The 19,071-nt window shown below is 54.8% G+C and carries 20 protein-coding genes; 12 read left to right on the forward strand and 8 right to left on the reverse strand.

Features of this window, described 5'->3' with window-relative positions; translation table 11 throughout:
• Nucleotides 1–4 precede the first annotated feature (4 nt).
• From fabZ to FED52_RS02405, 4 genes are all read left to right on the forward strand, one after another.
• A complete protein-coding gene (gene fabZ / locus FED52_RS02390) occupies nt 5–427 on the forward strand; it encodes a 3-hydroxyacyl-ACP dehydratase FabZ (RefSeq protein WP_021066156.1) in 423 nt (140 codons plus the stop codon).
• A gap of 12 nt (nt 428–439) precedes the next feature.
• On the forward strand, nt 440–889 hold the full coding sequence (locus FED52_RS02395) for a hypothetical protein (RefSeq protein WP_034779196.1): 450 nt from the start codon (nt 440–442) through the stop codon (nt 887–889).
• A 97-nt stretch (nt 890–986) separates the two neighbouring features.
• Nucleotides 987–2,726, forward strand: a complete 1,740-nt coding sequence (locus FED52_RS02400; protein WP_138858790.1) for a methyl-accepting chemotaxis protein — start codon at nt 987–989, stop codon at nt 2,724–2,726.
• Between the two features lie 63 nt (nt 2,727–2,789).
• Nucleotides 2,790–3,839 carry a C45 family autoproteolytic acyltransferase/hydrolase gene (locus FED52_RS02405; RefSeq protein ID WP_138858791.1) on the forward strand — a complete coding sequence of 350 codons (1,050 nt, stop codon included), beginning with the start codon at nt 2,790–2,792 and terminating at the stop codon, nt 3,837–3,839.
• A 17-nt stretch (nt 3,840–3,856) separates the two neighbouring features.
• Here FED52_RS02405 and FED52_RS02410 read toward each other — a convergent pair whose 3' ends face one another.
• Both FED52_RS02410 and FED52_RS02415 read right to left on the reverse strand, forming a co-directional pair.
• Nucleotides 3,857–4,327 (reverse strand): GNAT family N-acetyltransferase, encoded by a 471-nt coding sequence (locus FED52_RS02410; RefSeq protein ID WP_167491741.1) that lies wholly within the window; start codon nt 4,325–4,327, stop codon nt 3,857–3,859.
• 107 nt (nt 4,328–4,434) lie between these two features.
• Entirely contained in the window at nt 4,435–5,061 is a 627-nt protein-coding gene (locus FED52_RS02415) for a class I SAM-dependent methyltransferase (protein WP_138858793.1), read from the reverse strand.
• Between the two features lie 73 nt (nt 5,062–5,134).
• Here FED52_RS02415 and FED52_RS02420 point away from each other — a divergent pair, with 73 nt between their 5' ends.
• The 7 genes from FED52_RS02420 to FED52_RS02450 all read left to right on the forward strand — a co-directional run bounded on the left by FED52_RS02420 (nt 5,135) and on the right by FED52_RS02450 (nt 12,215).
• The gene (locus FED52_RS02420; protein ID WP_138858794.1) at nt 5,135–6,622 is read left to right on the forward strand and encodes a cryptochrome/photolyase family protein; all 1,488 of its coding nucleotides are present in this window, start codon (nt 5,135–5,137) and stop codon (nt 6,620–6,622) included.
• 198 nt (nt 6,623–6,820) lie between these two features.
• Entirely contained in the window at nt 6,821–7,408 is a 588-nt protein-coding gene (locus tag FED52_RS02425; protein ID WP_431189070.1) for a glycerol-3-phosphate responsive antiterminator, read from the forward strand.
• Nucleotides 7,405–8,496 (forward strand): ABC transporter ATP-binding protein, encoded by a 1,092-nt coding sequence (locus tag FED52_RS02430; protein WP_138858796.1) that lies wholly within the window; start codon nt 7,405–7,407, stop codon nt 8,494–8,496. The genes FED52_RS02425 and FED52_RS02430 overlap by 4 nt, the downstream gene beginning before the upstream one ends.
• A complete protein-coding gene (locus FED52_RS02435) occupies nt 8,493–9,398 on the forward strand; it encodes a carbohydrate ABC transporter permease (RefSeq protein ID WP_138858797.1) in 906 nt (301 codons plus the stop codon). The genes FED52_RS02430 and FED52_RS02435 overlap by 4 nt, the downstream gene beginning before the upstream one ends.
• A complete protein-coding gene (locus FED52_RS02440) occupies nt 9,395–10,204 on the forward strand; it encodes a carbohydrate ABC transporter permease (RefSeq protein ID WP_138858798.1) in 810 nt (269 codons plus the stop codon). The genes FED52_RS02435 and FED52_RS02440 overlap by 4 nt, the downstream gene beginning before the upstream one ends.
• Nucleotides 10,205–10,216: 12 nt before the next feature.
• Nucleotides 10,217–11,530, forward strand: a complete 1,314-nt coding sequence (locus tag FED52_RS02445; RefSeq protein WP_431189071.1) for an ABC transporter substrate-binding protein — start codon at nt 10,217–10,219, stop codon at nt 11,528–11,530.
• Nucleotide 11,531: 1 nt separating this feature from the next.
• The gene (locus tag FED52_RS02450; RefSeq protein WP_167491743.1) at nt 11,532–12,215 is read left to right on the forward strand and encodes a glycerophosphodiester phosphodiesterase; all 684 of its coding nucleotides are present in this window, start codon (nt 11,532–11,534) and stop codon (nt 12,213–12,215) included.
• A gap of 23 nt (nt 12,216–12,238) precedes the next feature.
• Here FED52_RS02450 and FED52_RS13820 read toward each other — a convergent pair whose 3' ends face one another.
• A complete protein-coding gene (locus FED52_RS13820; RefSeq protein ID WP_167491712.1) occupies nt 12,239–12,409 on the reverse strand; it encodes a hypothetical protein in 171 nt (56 codons plus the stop codon).
• A gap of 49 nt (nt 12,410–12,458) precedes the next feature.
• Nucleotides 12,459–12,605, reverse strand: a complete 147-nt coding sequence (locus FED52_RS13825) for a hypothetical protein (protein WP_167491745.1) — start codon at nt 12,603–12,605, stop codon at nt 12,459–12,461.
• A 246-nt stretch (nt 12,606–12,851) separates the two neighbouring features.
• Between FED52_RS13825 and FED52_RS02455 the strand changes: the two genes are divergently transcribed.
• On the forward strand, nt 12,852–14,294 hold the full coding sequence (locus tag FED52_RS02455) for a carbon starvation CstA family protein (protein WP_138858801.1): 1,443 nt from the start codon (nt 12,852–12,854) through the stop codon (nt 14,292–14,294).
• A 30-nt stretch (nt 14,295–14,324) separates the two neighbouring features.
• Here FED52_RS02455 and FED52_RS02460 read toward each other — a convergent pair whose 3' ends face one another.
• The 4 genes from FED52_RS02460 to FED52_RS02475 form a co-directional block, all read right to left on the reverse strand.
• Nucleotides 14,325–15,500: a sensor histidine kinase gene (locus FED52_RS02460; RefSeq protein ID WP_138858802.1), complete on the reverse strand. Its 1,176-nt coding sequence runs from the start codon at nt 15,498–15,500 to the stop codon at nt 14,325–14,327.
• Nucleotides 15,501–15,704: 204 nt separating this feature from the next.
• Nucleotides 15,705–16,421 (reverse strand): peptidoglycan DD-metalloendopeptidase family protein, encoded by a 717-nt coding sequence (locus FED52_RS02465; RefSeq protein WP_029594720.1) that lies wholly within the window; start codon nt 16,419–16,421, stop codon nt 15,705–15,707.
• Between the two features lie 436 nt (nt 16,422–16,857).
• Nucleotides 16,858–17,439 (reverse strand): YdhK family protein, encoded by a 582-nt coding sequence (locus tag FED52_RS02470; RefSeq protein ID WP_138858803.1) that lies wholly within the window; start codon nt 17,437–17,439, stop codon nt 16,858–16,860.
• A 26-nt stretch (nt 17,440–17,465) separates the two neighbouring features.
• Nucleotides 17,466–18,965, reverse strand: coding sequence for a multicopper oxidase family protein (locus FED52_RS02475; RefSeq protein ID WP_051627673.1), 1,500 nt, complete (start codon nt 18,963–18,965; stop codon nt 17,466–17,468).
• Nucleotides 18,966–19,071: the final 106 nt, after the last annotated feature.

Consider the following 19,071-nt stretch of genomic DNA (forward strand, 5'->3'; position numbering starts at 1 on the left):
AACCATGTACACGATTGAACAGATTAAAGAAGTGATTCCGCATCGGTACCCGTTTTTGCTCATCGACCGGATTCTTGAGGTCGAAGAAGGCAAACGGGCCGTTGGATTAAAGAATGTGACGGCGAACGAAGAGTTCTTCAATGGACATTTCCCAGACTATAACGTCATGCCTGGCGTGTTGATCGTCGAGGCGCTTGCGCAAGTCGGCGCGTTCGCGATGCTCAAGCAGGAGTCGAACCGCGGCAAGCTCGCGTTCTTCGCAGGTATCGATGGATGTCGCTTCAAACGTCAAGTCGTCCCGGGCGATCAATTGCGCCTCGAGGTCGAGATTTTGAAAGTGCGCGGACCGATCGGTAAAGGGCGCGCCGTGGCGACGGTCGATGGAGAAGTTGCTTGTGAAGCGGAACTCACTTTCGCCTTGAAGTGAGGAGAGAACGAGATGCGCGTATTGGTGATTGCCTTGATTCTCGGATTGGCGACCATCGTCGGTTGCCAACAAGTGCAAGATGACCCGGCCGAAGAGAACGTCGTGTTCGAGCAGGACGTCGAAGATGCGATGATTGAAAAACGGGCCGGTCAATCGGAATCGATTGCGGTCTCGCTCGAGCGGACGAACAGCTCGACGATGCTGTTCACGATTCGGATGCTCGAAGACCGTCGCCTCGATCCGACGACGATCATCAGTTATGAAGTCGATGGCACCCGTGTCCCAATCCCGTTCGGTGAACTTGTCGCGGAACGCGAAGGGGACGTCCGGACGTACGTCTATCAAGCGGATTTGAACCCTGACCTATTCGTTACCGAGACCCTCCCGCTCTTCCATATCGGAGAAGAAGGCGAAGCCGAGGTGTCGATGCCGCTCGAGGTTGTAGATTCGACAAATGAATGAACGAACGGATGATTTTTGTCGAAAATCATCCGTTTTTTTGTGGACTCTTCGCGACAGTCGTCCGATATAAGGAGTAAGGACGAATGGAGGGAATCACATGAAACGAAATAAACCACAGTCACTGCAGACACGGATTTTGGCGATGATGTTGGCATTCATCACGCTGCTCATCGTCATGTTCGGCGTGCTGCAGTACGTCAGCACGAAGCATACGGTACAGAGCTCGATGCAAGCGGTCCTGTTAGCGGATGGGGCCCGAATCAGTGAGGAAATCGACAAGGAAGCGTATGCGGCCTTTTTACAGAACCCGACGAAAGATGAACGGTTCGAGCAGTTTCGGGAACAGCTCGACACGTATCGGACGCAAATCGGGGCCATGTATGTGTACACTCTCGCAGCCGACGGCGAAGAGCTTCAAATCATCGTCGATGGGATGAGCGCGGCCGACGCGGTCGATATCGGAACGCCGACGACAGCGACGTCGTTTGCAGATGCGAGAGCGGCGTTTGAAGGTGGGACCGTCACAACACCGATTGTCGAGGATCCAGAGTACGGGGACTATATGACCGTGCTCGTCCCAATCAAACAAGGCGGGGACGTGATCGGTGTCCTTGGAATCGACAAAGGGGCGAGTGACGTCGCTGCGGTGACGGAAGACGTGTTGCAAGAGAGCTTGCCGCCGATTCTCATCGGACTCGTCATCTTGCTTGGGATCGTCTCGGTCATCATCTGGCGCTACCTTGGCTGGAAACTCCGACCGCTCCGTGAGCTCGAACGTGTCGCGACCCATATCGCGAGCGGCGACTTGGCGACAGCGGCTCGTGAGATGGATAACATCCAGTTGAAAGCGAACGATGAGATCAAGCGGCTCACCGCCTCGATGGATCAGATGACGAAAATGCTCCGCGACTTGATCTCCGGATTACAAACATCCGCTCAAACGGTGCGCGATGAGAGCGGCAACGTGGCGAGTATCTCGGAAGAAGTGAACGATGCCTCACGTCAAATCGCGTTCACGATGGAAGAAATCGCGGGTGGCGTCGAGAATCAGAGTGTGCTTACGATGAAGCTGTACGGGCATATGAACGAGTTTTCGGGACTCGTCGACCAGACGGCGCACGACGGCAACGGTGTGAGCGAACAAGCGGAAGTCGTCAGCCGCGTTACGGCCGAAGGACTCGGACTGATGGAAGATGCCGTCGGCAAGATGACGAACATCCATCTGCAAGTGCGCGAGTCGCAAGGACAAGTAAAAGATTTCGAGCAACAGGCGGACGAAGTGACGGCGCTCGTCACGATGATCCGTCAAATCTCAGAGCAGACGAACTTACTCGCTTTGAACGCGGCCATCGAGGCGGCCCGTGCCGGGGAGCATGGAAAAGGCTTCGCCGTCGTCGCTTCTGAGATTCGCAAGTTATCCGACAGCGTTGCGCGGTCGGTCAGTGAGATCTCGGAAATCGTTGGCAGCGTCAAACGAAACTCAATCGCGCTCGGTGAGACGTTCACGGACAGCATGCACGCCGCCGAGGATGGCAAGCGGACGCTCGAGGAGACGAAGCGCGCCTTCAATGAGATTGAGCAGAGCGTGCGGGAGATGCAGCGCCTGACGAACTCGATGCAAGGACAGCTCGGACGCGTCAAGACGAACCAAGACGACATCAAACGTGGTCTCTCGGACATCGCGTCGATTTCTGAAGAGAGTACGGCCGGCAACGAGGAAGTGGCCGCCTCGACCGAACAAATGTCGGCGACGAGCGAGACGATGAACCGGCTCGTCAAAGATTTGTCGCACACGGCCGAGGACATGCAGCGCATGAGCCGACAGTTCAAGTTGTAAACAGTCTCAAGTCAGACATACCTCCGTTGCGTCCGTTATACTAGGCGCAAGGGAGGTTTTTTCATGCAACGTGTCTCAAGTGAACTCACACAATTTCGCGGCAGTCACTATGACTTTGGCCGTTTTCAAGGTACTTATATTAAGCGCAGCAAACTGCTCGAGAATCGGATCGACCAATGGAAGCTCCGCGTCCCGCGCTTTGAGATTGATGAGCGCGAGGCGAAGCAGGCGTTCGACCGGTTCGCCCCGAAAATTTGGGAAGAACTGCTCGGTCTGCAGGACGAGCTCGAGTTGACGCTCGCCGACACGCTCCTTCACTTCGGTCATTTCCGGGTCAATAACCCGGTCAGCGGCTGTTCGATTTTGACGGGGGACAACTTTCTCGTCCGCAACTATGACTATCACCCGATGACGTACGATGGACGCTATAACGTGTTCCAGCCAGATGAGGGTTACGCCGTCATCGGTCCCGTCTCACGTGTCACCGGCCGGATGGACGGGATGAACGAGAAAGGGCTCGCCATGGGTTATAACTTTATCAACCGCCGGCGCCCGGGGGATGGGTTCGTCTGCCAGATGATCGGCCGAATGATTCTCGAGACGTGCGCCACGGTCGAGGAAGCGGTCGATCTGCTTCAAGAGATTCCGCACCGCGGCTCGTTCACGTATGTCGTCCACGACAAGTCGTCGAAGACACGCGTCATCGAAGCGACACCGCGCGATATTCGTGTCCGCGAGTCGAATATCTGTACGAACCATTTCGAGCTGTTGCAACACGAGAATCGTTACCACCTCGACGACTCGACGCGGCGGATGATGGAAATCAAGATGTATCAACATATCGTCCAGGACGCCGAGAGCGCGTTCCGACTCATGAACGACTCGGACAAGGGTGTCTTCTCGGAGCTGTATAAGAGCTGGGCCGGCACGATTCACACGGCGGCTTACTTCCCGGAGACGCTCGAGACGTGGTTCGCCCTCGGTGGCGACCGCGACCCTGTCATTTTCGATTTTCAGGAGTGGCTCGACGGCAAGGATTTCGATTTACATGCCCTCGACGGGGAAATCGCGACCGATATCGAGTTCGCGAACACGGTCCAACTTTGGCGGTAACACAAACAAGCAGCGGCTCATGAAGAGTCGCTGCTTGTTTCGTTGAAGCTTATCACGTGACTTGTAGTCGAGGTATCGTATGGGATGAAGCCAAGCGATTCATAGAACTGTGCCCCTTGCGTCGTATATGTCCGGAGAACGACGGTGAGGAAGGTCTGTTTTGCTTCGAGCAACAATGCGTTCGCGAGATGTCTCCCGATACCTTGTCTGCGATAAGCCGGCAAGATGTAAAACCGTCTCAACCGCCCGACCGGATGTCCCGGAGAATATGGATCTTGATTCACTCCTCCGATGCCGACTAGATGGCCAGAGGCGTCAAACACTCCGAGTAGACACTCGCCGGGTTGATTGAACCGATTGCGTCCGTCGTGAAAGTCATCCACCAACCGGTCGAGCATGCGAAAGCCTTCTTGACGACTGGCGACAAGCAAGTCGGTCAAATCGACATGGTTGAGGTCAAAAATGTGTCGAATCGAATAGGGGGTCATGGTCTCATCTCCATTCGCGTGTCGGGCGGTACAGTTTTCTGTAAAACCGGGAATACTCATAGCAGGAGGGATTCAGATGAAACGAATCGGATTATTAGCCATCATGCTCAGTTTGATGCTCGTCCTGTCACGGCGACCGTATGATAATCACGCGAGTCAGGACCGCGTGTCTCGATGACGTCGGTCAGACCGAGCGCGGAAGCGGCGGGTATGAACTGTTCCCGCACGATGGATGCGATGCCATCCCACGCCACGTCAGCTTTCCCATCGCAGTAAGTGATGACGAATGACCCACCTGGTGCGAGCACGCGATCAATCTCGGCAAGCACCGCCGGCACGTCTTCCCAAAAGTAGAGTGTGTGGATGCTGAAGACGCGGTCAAACTGCGCGTCCGGGAACGGGAGCGTCCCGAGGTCGCCTTGGACGACTTCGGCTCGCCCAGCTTGCACGTCTACTCGATTTCGTCGGAGCGCCGAGCGGACGATAGTTGGGGAACGATCGAGTCCGGTCACATGCACGTGCTCAAAGCCACGCAGCATCTGTGCCAGTGCGTCACCGGCCCCGCAACCGAGGTCGAGGACGCGATTATCGAGCTGAATATGAAGTTGCTCAATCGTCCAATCGACCTCGACGCGGTGTTGGCGGACCATCTTCTCACCGATGTATGTCCCGACGATGCCGCGCGGGTTCTCGTATTGACTGTCAATCCATGTTTGCAGGCGTTTCCCGCGCATCGAACCATTCCTTTCTAAATGAAGCCGTTGTAGATTGAGTGTAGCATACCCATAAAGTAGAGGAGTTGAATTGATGCGATCGTTTTGGATTTTCGGCAATCAACTGTCACACGAGCTCGAGCTGTTCAGTCATATCGAGGACGATGACGTCATCGTCATGATCGAGGCGACGTCTCGGGCGATGTGGCGGAAGTATCATAAACAGAAGCTCGTCCTCATCTTCTCGGCGATACGTCATTTCGCCGACGAGCTGCGCGACAAAGGTTACATGGTCGATTATCACGAGGCCGACTCGTTCCAAGATGCGTGGGACGACCACTTCACACGATATGAGCCGGAAGAAATCCATTACACGGCCGTCACCGACGCCGCGATGGAGAAGAAGTTGCATCAGTTTGGGGAGAAACACAAACTCGTTGAACATTCGGACGTGCCGCTCTTCTATTTAACGAAACAGGAGGCCGTCGAGACGATTGGTGCCGTGCCGTGGCGGATGGATCGGTTCTATCGCCAGATGCGGAAACGGTTCGAGGTATTGCTTGAGGACGGGAAACCAAATGGCGGTAAATGGTCGTTCGATGCGGACAACCGTCAGCCGCCGAAAGATGGGCTGACGTTCCCGGCACCGATTCACTTCCGACCTGACGCCATCACAAAAGACGTCATTGAAAAAGTAGAGCGAGATTTCACCGACCATCCGGGCGACATCACCCCGTTCGTCTGGCCGGTGACGCGCAGTGAGGCACGCCGGGCACTGAAACGGTTCATCAAGGAGCGGCTCGAGACGTTCGGTCCGTATCAAGACGCGATGCTGACAGACAATCAGGACATGTCGCATAGCCTGTTATCGTCTTCAATCAACATCGGACTGTTGACTCCGGATGTGGTCGTCCAGGCAGCGTTGGAGTCGGACGCGCCACTCGCCTCGGTCGAAGGATTCGTCCGCCAAATCCTCGGCTGGCGGGAATATATGCGTGCTGTCTACGTGGCCTCGATGCCGGGATACGAGTCGGTCAACACGTTCAAGCATGAGCGCGACTTGCCGCACTATTTTTGGGACGCCGAGACGGACATGAACTGCATCCATCAGAGCGTGAAACCGGTCATCGAGAAGGCGCACAATCATCACATCCAGCGCCTCATGGTGCTCGGGAACTTTGCGACACTGTTCGAGGTATCGCCGCAACAGACGAGCGACTGGTTCAACGAGATGTATATCGACGCCTACGATTGGGTCGTCTTGCCGAACGTGCTCGGGATGGCGCTCCATGCCGACGGCGGGAAGCTGGCGACGAAGCCGTATATCGCCTCGGGAAAGTATATCGATAGGATGAGCGACTACTGCAAAGGCTGCAAGTATAACCCGAAACACACGACCGAAGACGACGCCTGTCCGTTCAACGCCCTCTATTGGAACTTCATCGACAAGCACGAGGAGCGGTTCGAAAAGAACCAGCGCATGAAGATGATGATCCGCAACTGGCAAGGCCGGGATGATGCCGTCAAAGCCGACATCTTGGCGAAAGCGAGACAGACGCTCGACGACACCGACTCATTATGAGTCGTTTTTTTACGTCGGCTTCACAAACTTTTGCACGAGCTTCACGGAAGCTTTACATTCATCCGGTACGATATGACTTGTGAGACCCCCTCATGCCAAGTGAATAGCAACCGGTAGAACATTCGAGAGACCAACAGAAGCCCGTACGTCGATGACGTCCTGTTTCTGTTGGTCCTTTTTTAGGGAAGGATGATTCAAGTGAATGAAACACTTCGCACGATCGGACAAGAGAAGATGATTGCCTCCATCAAATTACCGAAACAACTCGAGAAGTTCCTGCAGTCGGACGTGACGACGACGTTCCTCATGATGGGGACGCTCAGCACGCTCGACCGCTACGTCGCCCATTTGAAGCGTGAGAATCGGACCGTGTTCCTGCACGCCGAACGCATTAACGGCATCAGCCTCGACCGGGACGGCATCGACTATTTGGCGAAACGGGTCGGCGCCGATGGGATTGTGACGACGAAGGCGTCTGTCATCCAACACGCCAAACGGGCCGGCCTGATGACGGTGCAGCGCCTGTTCCTCGTCGACTCGGACGCCATCACCTCAGGCATCAAGATGGCGAAAGACCAACAGCCGGACGCGCTCGAACTGATGCCGGGTCTCATCCCGAGTGTCATCGAGCACGTCGCGGAACACGTCTCGCTGCCGATTGTGACGGGCGGGATGATCCGGAAACCGATTCACGTGCATGAAGCACTCGCTCACGGGGCGTTCGCCGTCTCGACCGGGGACGAGCGGCTTTGGGCGTCGCAAGGAATGAAGGAGGATATCATATGAAATCGATTCAACTGCAGAATATCAAAAAGTCATACGACGAGACGGAAGTCATCCGTGGCATCGACGTGACGATCGAGGCCGGTGAATTCTTCGCCCTCGTCGGACCGTCGGGATGCGGCAAGAGTACGATGCTCCGGATGATCGCCGGGCTCGAGTCGATCACGAGCGGGACGCTCCGCATCGACGGCGTCGCAGCGAACGAACTGAAACCGAGCGAGCGGCAACTATCGATGGTATTCCAAAACTATGCGCTCTATCCGCACATGACCGTCGAGAAAAACATCACGTTCGGGTTACATACGAAAGGACTGACGAAGCTCGAGCAGCGCGAACGTTGCTTGGAAGCGGCCGAGACGCTCGGACTGACGGACTATTTGAAGCGGAAGCCGCGCGAACTGTCGGGCGGGCAACGGCAACGGGTCGCCTTGGCCCGGGCCATCGTCACCGAGTCGCCGATTTGCCTCATGGACGAGCCGCTCTCGAACTTGGACGCGAAACTTCGGGCCAAGATGCGCTCGGAGATCCGGCAGCTGCAACGCAAGCTCAAGCTGACGATGATTTACGTCACGCACGACCAAGTCGAGGCGATGACGATGGCCGACCGGATGATGCTGTTGAACGATGGCCAGGTCCAACAAGTCGGTCAACCGCTCGATTTGTACAATAAGCCGGCGAACACGTTCGTCGCCTCGTTCATCGGGTCACCGCCGATGAATTTGACGCCGGTGCAACGGAGTGACAAGGGCTGGGTCGCCTCGGACGGGCGTCTATTCCACCCGAACACGCTGACGCGAGAAGATACGGCGACGCTCGGCATCCGGCCGGAACAAATCACGCCGGCGAAAGACGAGATCACGTTCTACGCCGAACTGAAAAATATCGAAGTGCTCGGCACGGAGACGATTCTCGCCTTTGACATGGGCGGCGTCGAGTGGCTCGCCAAATGGCCCGGACAATGGCCGCTCGCGATTGGGGAGAAGATTGCCTGTTACGTCGACCCGAAACAGATGTCACTGTTTGATGCGACGGGGAATCGCATCGAACCGCGGCAACCGAAACTGTTCGAGGCGTTGGAGGTGTTCCAATGACGGTCGCCCTTCCGAGACAACGCGTCTGGACCCGATTATCAGACGCGACGAGCGGACTCCTCTACTTGTCCCCGTCGATCGCGTTATTTGGGATCTTTCTCGTCTATCCGTTGTTCCGGACGATTTACTTGAGTTTCTTTCAAACGGACACGCAAGGGACGCCACTCAGTTACGTCGGCGGCGAACATTACGCCAAACTGTTCACGAGCGCCTCGTTTTGGCAGAGCATCCAGGCGACGGTCGGCTTCGTCCTGTTGACCGTCCCACTCACGATCATCATCGCGCTCGGTCTGGCGCTCCTCGCCAACGAGAAGCTGCGCGGGATTGGCATCTTCCGGACAGCGTTCTCGGCGACGATGGGGATGAGCGTCGCAGCCTCATCCGTCATTTGGATGTTCATGTACAACCCGTCGATCGGTATCTTCAATCGCTTCTTGGAAGCGGTTGGGGCAAGCGGGGTGCAGTGGCTACTTGACCCGCAGTACGCGCTTCTATCCGTGTCGCTCGCGACCGTCTGGATGAATATCGGCTTCACGTTCTTGATTCTCCTCGGCGGGCTGCAAAACATCGACCGGACATTGTATGAGAGTGCGGACATCGCCGGGACCGGATATTGGACCCAGCTCCGGGCCATCACAATCCCGATGTTATCCCCGACGCTCTTCTTCGTCGGCATCATCTCGCTCATCAATGCGTTCCAGACGTTCGGACAAATCGATTTGCTGACGAAAGGCGGCCCGACGAACTCGACGAACGTCATCGTCTACGCCATCTATAAGGACGCGTTCATCAACTATAACGTCGGCGGGGCGAGTGCGCAGGCCGTGCTCTTGTTCTTGACGGTCCTCCTGTTGACGTGGCTCCAGTTCAAGCTCGTCGAAAGGAAGGTGCATTACCAATGACGCTCCGGAAAGTAGTCACGTATACGCTCCTCGTCTTGAGCGTCGTCGTCATGCTGTTCCCGATTGCCTACGCGTTCTCGATCAGCCTGATGGACGGGAGCGAAGTGTTGAAAGGGAACCTCATCCCGCGCGACGTCACGTTCGACAACTATGTCGCCGCGTTCGAGCGGATCCCGCTCATGACGTACTTATGGAACAGTCTCGTCGTCGCACTCCTCGTTATGGTCGGCCAAGTCGTCTTGTCGAGTCTTGCCGCCTTCGCGTTCGTCTTCATCGACTTCAAAGGGAAAGGGATCATCTTCATGCTCTTCCTCGCGACGATGATGGTGCCATGGGAAGCGACGATGGTACCGAACTTCTTGACGATTCAGTCGCTCGGCTGGCTCAACTCGGTGTGGGGGCTGTCGGTGCCATTCTTCGCGCTCGCGTTCGGGACGTTCCTGCTCCGGCAACAGTTCAAGACGATTCCGTACGAGATGTACGAGGCATCACAAATCGCCGGCATCAGCCGTTTCCGTTTCTTTTGGAACGTCGTCTTGCCGGTCTCGAAGACACCGCTCGTCACGTTGTCGGTATATAGCTTCTTGACGACATGGAACATGTACTTATGGCCGCTCCTCGTGACAAACACGGAGCAGGCACGCACGGTGCAAATCGGGATTAAGCAGATGCAGTCGAACGAGGTCGCCTCGGATTGGGGTGTCGTCATGGCGGCGGTCATCTTGATCATCATCCCGACGCTGATGCTGTTATTCGCAGGACAAAAGCAGTTACAAGAAGGTTTGACGCAAGGCGCGATCAAATAATAGGGGGAATATATGATGAAAAAGAAAGCATTATTCGCAGGGTTGGCTAGTTCGGTATTGTTGCTCGGGGCATGTGGCAGTCAAGAAGCGGAAGAGGCCGCGGCGACTACGACGACGGACGGAAAGACGGAAGTCGTGTTTTGGCACGCGATGAGCGGGGACTTAGAGACCGCGCTCAACAACCAAGTCGATGCCTTCAACGAGTCGCAAGAAGAATATGAAGTGAAACCGGTGTTCCAAGGCACGTATGAAGAGGCGCTGACGAAGTTCAACGCCGTCGCGGGTTCGACAGATGCACCGGCTATCATGCAGACGTTCGAGGTCGGCACGAAGTATATGATCGACTCGAACAAAATCACGCCGGTCCAGGAGTTCATCGACAAAGAGGACTTCGATACGAGCGTCTGGGAAGAGAACATCTTGAGCTACTATCAAGTCGACGGCAAGCAGTACTCGATGCCGTTCAACTCGTCGACACCGGTGCTCATCTACAACAAGGATGCGTTCGAAAAAGCGGGACTCGATCCGGAGAAAGCGCCGCGGACGTATGATGAACTGAAGAAGGCGGCGAAGACACTGACGACCGACGGCCAGACCGGCTTCACGATGCTGAACTACGGTTGGTTCTTTGAACAGCTCGTCGCCGCGCAAGGCGGGCTCTACGTCGATAACGACAACGGGCGCAGCGGTGCGCCGACGAAAGCGGTATTCGATGGGGAAGAAGGACAGAACGCCTTCAACTTGATCAAAGAGATGTACGACGAGAAGACGTTCATGAACGTCGGCCAAAACTGGGACGACATGCGTGCCGCTTTCCAATCAGGGAAAGTCGCCATGTATCTCGACTCGTCGGCCGGGATTCGCACCGTCGCGGATAACGCCGACTTCGAGGTCGGGGCATCATACTTGCCGGTGCCAAACGAAGCGGAGCGGGAAGGCGTCATCATCGGTGGAGCCTCGCTCTGGATGGGTGACGGCATCGCCGACGAGACGAAGCAGGGAGCATGGGAGTTCATGAAGTATGCGGCGTCGAAAGAAGCACAGGCCAAATGGCACGTCGAGACGGGCTACTTCGCCATCAATCCGGAGGCGTATGACGAGCCGATCGTCAAAGAGATGTGGGCCGAATATCCACAACTGAAAGTGACGGTCGATCAATTGAGCGAGACGACAGCCTCACCAGCGACACAAGGCGCGCTCATCTCGACGTTCCCGCAGTCCCGTCAAAGCGTCGTCAATGCGATGGAGAGCCTATACCAAGGCGTATCGGTCGAAGAGGCGTTGAAGCGCGCGGCCGATGAGACGACTTCCACCTTGGGACAATGATATGTTGATTTACGCACATCGCGGCTATAGCGCCAAGTATCCGGAGAACACACTAAGCGCGTTCAAGGCGGCGTTGCCTCACGTCGACGGCATCGAACTCGACGTCCAATTGACGCGCGACGGACGCCTCGTCGTCATCCATGACGAGACGGTCGACCGGACGACGAACGGGAGCGGTTTCATCAAAGATATGACGCTCCGGCAGCTCCGCTTGCTCCGGACGGAGAGCGGGGAACGAATCCCGACGCTCGAGGAAGTGCTTGTCTTGCTCGAACCGACCGACGTCACGCTCAACATCGAGCTGAAGACGGACCGGTTCGACTATGACGGGATCGAGTATCTGACGTGGCTCGCCGTCACCGAGTTCAAGCTCGAACAACGTGTCGTCTTCTCTTCATTCAATCCAGACACGCTCATCCGATTGCGGGATATCGCCCGTGAGGCGAGGATTGCCGTCCTGACAACTGATGGGCATCCGAATTTGATCGAGTTCGTCGAGCGGATCGGGGCCGAGGCCGTCCACGCCCAGCCGGAATTCATCGGGACAGCGGAGGAGACGGCGCTCCGCGAACAGAATCGATTGCTACGTTTGTACACAATCAATGACCCGAGCGAGTTGCCGGACATGACTGGTGTCGACGCCGTCATGACGGACGAGGTCGAGCGGTTTCAACGCATCAACTGAAAGAACCCCTTGAGAGACGACTCTCAAGGGGTTCTTTTCTGTTCATCTTTCTTCGACGAATCGCTAAAAGCGAAATACATCCCGACGCCAATCGCAAGACCGATCAAGTAGTTGTCGAGGGCGATGGCTAATGAGACACCAACCGCGAGGGCGAGCGGGAAGGCATAGCTGCCGGTCGTCTGTTTGTTGGTCATGGAGAATGCCTCCTTTGTCCAATAACTACGGGCGCCGCCTCAAAAAGTTTCACGCTTTCTTCTTCGTCCCTTGGAACGCGAAGAACATTGCGATGCCAATCCCGAGTCCGAGCCACCAATTGTCGAACAACAGGCCGAAGATGAGGACAAAGGCGACGGCGACCGGGAGTGCTAAAAATCCACGTTGACGTTTCATGAAAATCATCCTTTCTGCTTCTCTCTGTTCGACTGTTCCCGGTTTGGAATCGATTCATTCTAAAAGTAAACGTTTTCATAAAAATGGCTCAACGGCAACGTTTGTCTAAACGATGAACAGTTATATTTTCATGTGAAATTGTGAGCAAATTCATCTATTCAACAGACGAGGAGCCTGCTATATTAATCATGTGATATATTTCACATGAAGAAATCATAAATCACTTATATATAGGAGGACCACCCGATGGTTACATTTTTCTTAGCGTTAGGACTGTTATTGCTCGGTTATCTCGTCTACGGCCGGTATGTCGAGAAGACGTTCGGGATCAAAGAAGAGCGGACGACGCCCGCCTATGCGTCACAGGACGGCGTCGACTACGTGCCGATGGGGACGAAGCGAAACTCGATGATTCAACTGTTGAACATCGCCGGTGTCGGTCCGATCTTCGGTCCGATCATGGGTGCCTTGTATGGCCCGGTCGCGTTCCTTTGGATCGTGCTCGGTTCAATCTTCGCCGGCGCGGTACATGACTATTTGACCGGGATGATCTCGCTTCGTAACAACGGGGCGCACTTGCCGCAGCTCGCCGAGAAGTTCCTCGGTCGGTCGCTCCGCCACGTCGTCAACGGCTTCGCGTTGCTCTTGCTGCTCTTAGTCGGGACCGTGTTCGTCACGTCACCGGCCAATATGATTAACAACTTGTTCGACGGCACCGGCTCGACGCTCGCCATCGTCACGTTCGGCATCTTTGCCTACTACATCTTGGCGACACTGCTCCCGGTCGACAAAATCATCGGCCGCATCTATCCGTTCTTCGGGGCGCTTCTCTTGTTGAGCGCCGTCGGCATCGCCGTCAGTCTATTCACGCAAGGCTATCAAATCCCGGAGATGACGTTGACGAACATGCATCCGGACGGCTTGCCGCTCTGGCCGCTCATCTTCTTCACGATCTCGTGCGGGGCACTGTCAGGCTTCCATGCCACGCAGTCACCGATCATCTCGCGGACGACGATGAAAGAGAGCAACGGTCGCAGTATTTTTTACGGCATGATGATCGTCGAAGCGGTCATCGCCATGATCTGGGCGGCTGCCGCCATGGCCATCTTCGAACCGGGTGAACTGCTCGCCATGATCAATGCCGGCACGCCGGCGCTCGTCGTCCAAGAAGTGGCGACGCTCATGCTCGGCAGCATCGGCGGCACGCTCGCCATCCTCGGCGTCATCGTCTTGCCGATCACGTCGGGAGACACGGCGTTCCGGAGTGCCCGCATGATCATCGCCGACTACTTGAACATCGTCCAGAAGAAGTTCACGTCACGGCTGTGGATCGCGCTTCCGCTCTTCGTCCTGTCGTTCATCTTGACGAAAGTCGACTTCCGTCTGTTGTGGCAATACTTCAACTGGGCCAACCAGACGACGGCCGTCATTGCCTTGTTCGTCGGTGCGACGTACTTGTATATCAAAGGACGGAACTACTGGATCGCCTTGTTGCCCGGGACGTTCATGTTGTATGTCGTCTGGTTCTACATTTTGACGGCTCCAATCGGCTTCAAGATGGACGGGGTGCTCCCGTATATTTTGGCCACAATCGGCACGGTCACACTGTTCGGCTTGTTCTTCCGCCACGCGAAAGCGATGCGCGAACAAGGGCTCGAGTGCGACATGTCAAGCGATCAAGCAGCATGACAAAAGGGTTTGGCCGAGGCCAAACCCTTTTTAGTCGGTTGTCTCTTGTTCCGTGAGTAGCGTCGTACTCGTTGTGCTGTGGGAATACAGATAGATGGAGAACGTTGTCCCTTCTCCGTACACCGAGTCGGCGTGAATGCCCCAACCGTGTGCCTCGGCGATCCGTTTGCAGATGCGGAGGCCGAGCCCAGTCCCTTTGATCGGACGGTGGGCGTCCGAGTCGACTCGGTAGTATTCGTCGAACACGTACGGGATGGCGTCGCTCGGGATGCCGATCCCCGTGTCCCGTACCGACAGGACGTACGTGTCGCCCTCGGTCGTCATCTCGACATAGACCGTGCCGCCGTCCGGAGAGTACTTGATGGCGTTGCCAATCAAGTTGTGAAGCAACTGCAACAGTTTTTCCTCGTCGGCCTCGATCGTCACGTCGTCGGCCGACAAGATGACGTCGTGCTGGGGAGAAGTCGCCTTGTAGTGGGCGACGACGTCCTCGAGCACCGGTCGCAAGGCGAACGTCGACATCGACAATAGCTCCTCGGAATAGTTCACCCGCTGATAGTCGAGGAAGTTGTCGACGAGTCGCTCGAGCCGTTCGGCTTCTCGTTTGACGAGCGTCAACATCCCATGCGTCTTGTCGTTATCGCTATGCTGGTACATGAGCAGTTCGGCGTAGCCGTTGATGGCTGTGAGCGGGGAGCGGAACTCGTGGGACAGCTCGGCGAGGAAGGCATCCTTCTGTTCCTCGAATCGGATCGAGTCGGTGATGTCGCGCCACATGATGAAGACGCCACGCGGGGTGTGCGTGAAGTTCGAAATGACTTGCATCGTCCGCTCGCCGATGCGGAGCGACTTCGCATCCATGCTCGGGCAACAGCCGAACCGGTTCGTCAACAGCTCATCCCAAAACAGCGTCACGTCGGTCATATCGGCCCCGTTCCGCTCGAGCGTCTCATAAAAGAAACGGGTCATATCGTCCGTGCTTGGAAAGCGACGGGTCTCCATCGACGGACAGATGGCACGGAGCTGTTCATTCGAATACAGATGGTTCCGTGTGAAGTCGATATAGCAGACGGCATCCTGCACCTCTTCGACGAGCGAGGCGATCGGGAAGGCGTGAGGTGAGCGGGCGCGCTTCGTCACGACGGATCGACTGCTCGCGGACCGTCCATGATTTCGCCGTGCCGGATAAAATGACTTTCGATTCATGAGAGAACCTCCTTTCCATCAAAGGTTATATTATGAAAGTAAGTAAGTGCGTAGCATTCCCATTCATTATACGATATTCCGGCTCAATTCCCTATACCACCCATAGGACTAGCTAAAAACCGGTCATGATCGGGACACTTGGACGATTCGGTCTCGATTCTAGGAAAAAACGCCTCCCTCGAGGATGCGAGGAAGGCGTCAGGCTTAGAAGAACGTGTATGGGTTGACGCTATTGGCAGCCGTCGAGCTGCTATAGACGTATTTGTTTTTATGGACCTCGAAGTGGAGATGGTTCCCGAACGAGTTGCCGGTGTTGCCGACCGTACCGATTTTCCCACCCTTGGCGACCTTCTGTCCTTTGACGACGTTCAAGCGGTCCAAGTGGGCGTAGACGGTCGTATAGGCTTGACCGTTGATCGTGTGTGAAACCATGACGTGGTTGCCGTAGGCGCCGTAGTTCCGGGCGACGATGACTTGGCCGTATGCTGCCGATTGGACCGTCGTGCCTTTGGCGGCCGCCAAATCGATGCCGTTATGGAACGTGTAGCCATATTTTCCGCTCGCCGGGCCGTACCCTTGCGTCAACGTACCTTTTGTCGGCATGAGGAGCTTGCCCGCTGTCGCCGTTTGGAGTGATGTGCTGCTATATTTTTTTACATATGTACTCGAGACGTATTTTGTACTGCCGTTATAATTGATTTTCGTCCATGAACCGGTCGCGCCGAGATAGGTGAACGTTTGGCCGAGTTTGGCACTGCCGACTTTTTGGTAAGACGTCGATGGGCCGCTCCGCACGTTCAGGACATTCGTCGTGACTTTGACTTTATACGATGTAGCTGCCTCTACCGGTGTCGAAGCGGGAAGTGTCAAGCCGGAAACAAGAAGGGCGCCTAATGTAATCGTCATCAGTTGTTTTTTCATAGTATGGTAAATCCTTTCAATTATGTAACAATGCGACAGAACAATGATAATTACCTTACAAAAAAATTTTACCATCAAAAAATAGATTCTAATATGTCATTTATATTTCAAAAAAGTATAATCGTTATGAAAACGACAGTGTAGTGAGAAAAGTCGAGTTGTACCAACGTAATTGAGACATACAACGTTTTGTTGGTAAAAGAATATATGCCTAATATTCAAAAAAACTCCGATTTTTCATAGTTTAGCTTTTGAAAAACAGGGTAATTTTAATTAGTTTGGCCTAAATAAAAAAGACCGATGAGAATCAATTATTTTTGTCAGTTGTTTCCTTAAATGCTTCCTCCTATACATAAGAAAAACCGAGGCAGGAGCCTCGGCTTAGTTTGCCTGTCCTTACGGAGAAGGCGTGACCACGTTCAGATAAACATTTCGATTATGGTGCCGACAGTTCTTCCTCGGTGACCCATTTATGATTGGTCACTTCTTCACCTGATTCTAACGTGAAGTCGACCATATAGACGGTTGTCTTTTCAGCCGAATCGACGGTTGCCGTCGTGCCGCCCATTCCTTCCATATGTTCAGCCTCGACATCGATCTCATCGCCGACCTCATATGGTTCGGTCGTGGCGTTTTTGACTTCTTCATGGATAATCCATTTATGGTCTTCGACACGTTCACCCCCATGCATCGGATCATACGAGATGCTGTATACGACCGTGTCGTAAGCACCGACAATCGTCGCTTCGGCTCCTTCCATACCTGGCATATGGGCTTCTGTGATGATGGCCTTGTCACCGACCGCGAACGTCGGGTTCTCCGCTGACTTCAAGCCTTCGGGGACGTCACCAGACCCGGACATATCCATTCCTGAATGGTCGTTCCCGTCCATCGTCTCTTCCATCTGGTCATTCATGTTCGTGTCATTGTTCGTCGTTTCATCTTCGCCGCAAGCAACGAGCAAACCGCTCAGTGAGAGTGCCATCGTCATCATTCCAAGTTTTTTGTTTATCTTCATTCCTATTCCCTCCAATTAACGTGTGATTAGTTTACTTTCAACTGTCCCATCATCCCGTTTTCTTCATGTTCCAGGATGTGGCAGTGATACATGAACGTCCCTGTCTCCCGAAACGTCATTTCAATTTTTACTTTTTCGCCCGGTGCGACAGCGACCGTATCTTTCCAACCGCGTTCGTTGTCAGGCGGGGGTTGGCCGTCCCGTTCAAGTATCCGGAATTGGACGCCGTGGACGTGGAACGGGTGGGTCATCCCGCCCATCATGTCTTCTCGATTATAAATTTCCCATATCTCGGTCGAACCTTGTTGGACATTGATGTCGATTCGATCGGGATCGAATTGTTTGCCGTCAATCGACACCATGTTGCCCATCCCGAACAACGTGAGGCGTCGGTCGGCAACGCTTGATTCGTTAGACGCAGACGTTCCGTCAAAGGCATCGCTCCATTCGCCGTCTTGATCGACCTCGTCACGCACCGTGAACGTCGTGAACGGAATCCCATCCGCTTGAAGAGCGAGATCGTCTCCGAGCGACAAGTCTGAGAAGTCGATTAATATCTCGGCACGTTCGCTAGGTGTGAGCGTCAACGTTTTGAGTGGTACGGGTTTGTCGAGCAACCCGCCGTCGGTCGCGATTTGAGTGAATGACGATCCGTTCGATAATGAGAAGTCGATGTTCCGAGCGTTAGAGCCGTTAACGAGACGGACGCGTAACGTGTTCGTGGTCACGTCGAACGTCGTATTGATGGCACCGTTCGCAATCAACGTATCGCCGACCGTCCCATCGACGTTCATCTGGCGATCGTAATCGAGTTGTCCGTCGTCTGTGAAGAGACGGTCTTGGACGATGAGCGGAATGTCATCGACACCGTACTCGTTTGGCAACCCGTTCTCCGCTTGGTCCGTTACGTACAAGAGTCCGGCCAGACCAAGGTATACTTGTTCGGCCGTTGCGCCCATCGGATGCGGATGGAACCAAAGCGTGCCCGGTTCTTGGTCAATCTCGAGACGAACTTGTTTTTGCTCACCGGGGCCAATCAGTTGGTGCGGTCCGCCGTCTTCTTCTCCAGGGATGACGAGACCGTGCCAATGGAAAGAGGTCGGTTCGGCGAGCTGATTGATCGTGTCGATATACACGGTCTTCCCAGCCGGCAACTCAATCATTGGGCCGAGTAAAGTCCCGTTATAGCCAAGCGTCTCGGTGTTGACGCCTTCGTCGAAGAAGCGATGCTCGCCACGTTCAGTGCGGACCGTATAATAAAGCGCCTCGTCTGTGACGCGGTCAGGTTGTAGCCGTTTCGGAATCGGAAGCGGTTGAGCTGGTTCGTCGGAGGTGATGAGGTCGATCGTGTTCCCACGTCCCATCCCACCATTGCCGTGCATCATGCCGCCATTGTCCCGATCTCCCATGAATGATCCGTTTCCCATCATCCAGCCTCCAGGAGCGAACGTGAACAACAGGAGGAGCAGTCCAATCACGATACTTACGATAACCATCCCGATGATCCATTTCATGACGCGGCTCATAAGGCATCATCCTTTCTAGGTAAAGCGAGAGCTTATTTAGTTATACCAACAACTTATGAAATTTTTGTTAAACGGAAAATTTAGTTTTTATATACTATATAGGGGT

Origin of the sequence: Exiguobacterium mexicanum (genome assembly GCF_005960665.1) — a bacterium.
In the GTDB taxonomy this organism is placed as follows: domain Bacteria; phylum Bacillota; class Bacilli; order Exiguobacteriales; family Exiguobacteriaceae; genus Exiguobacterium; species Exiguobacterium mexicanum_A.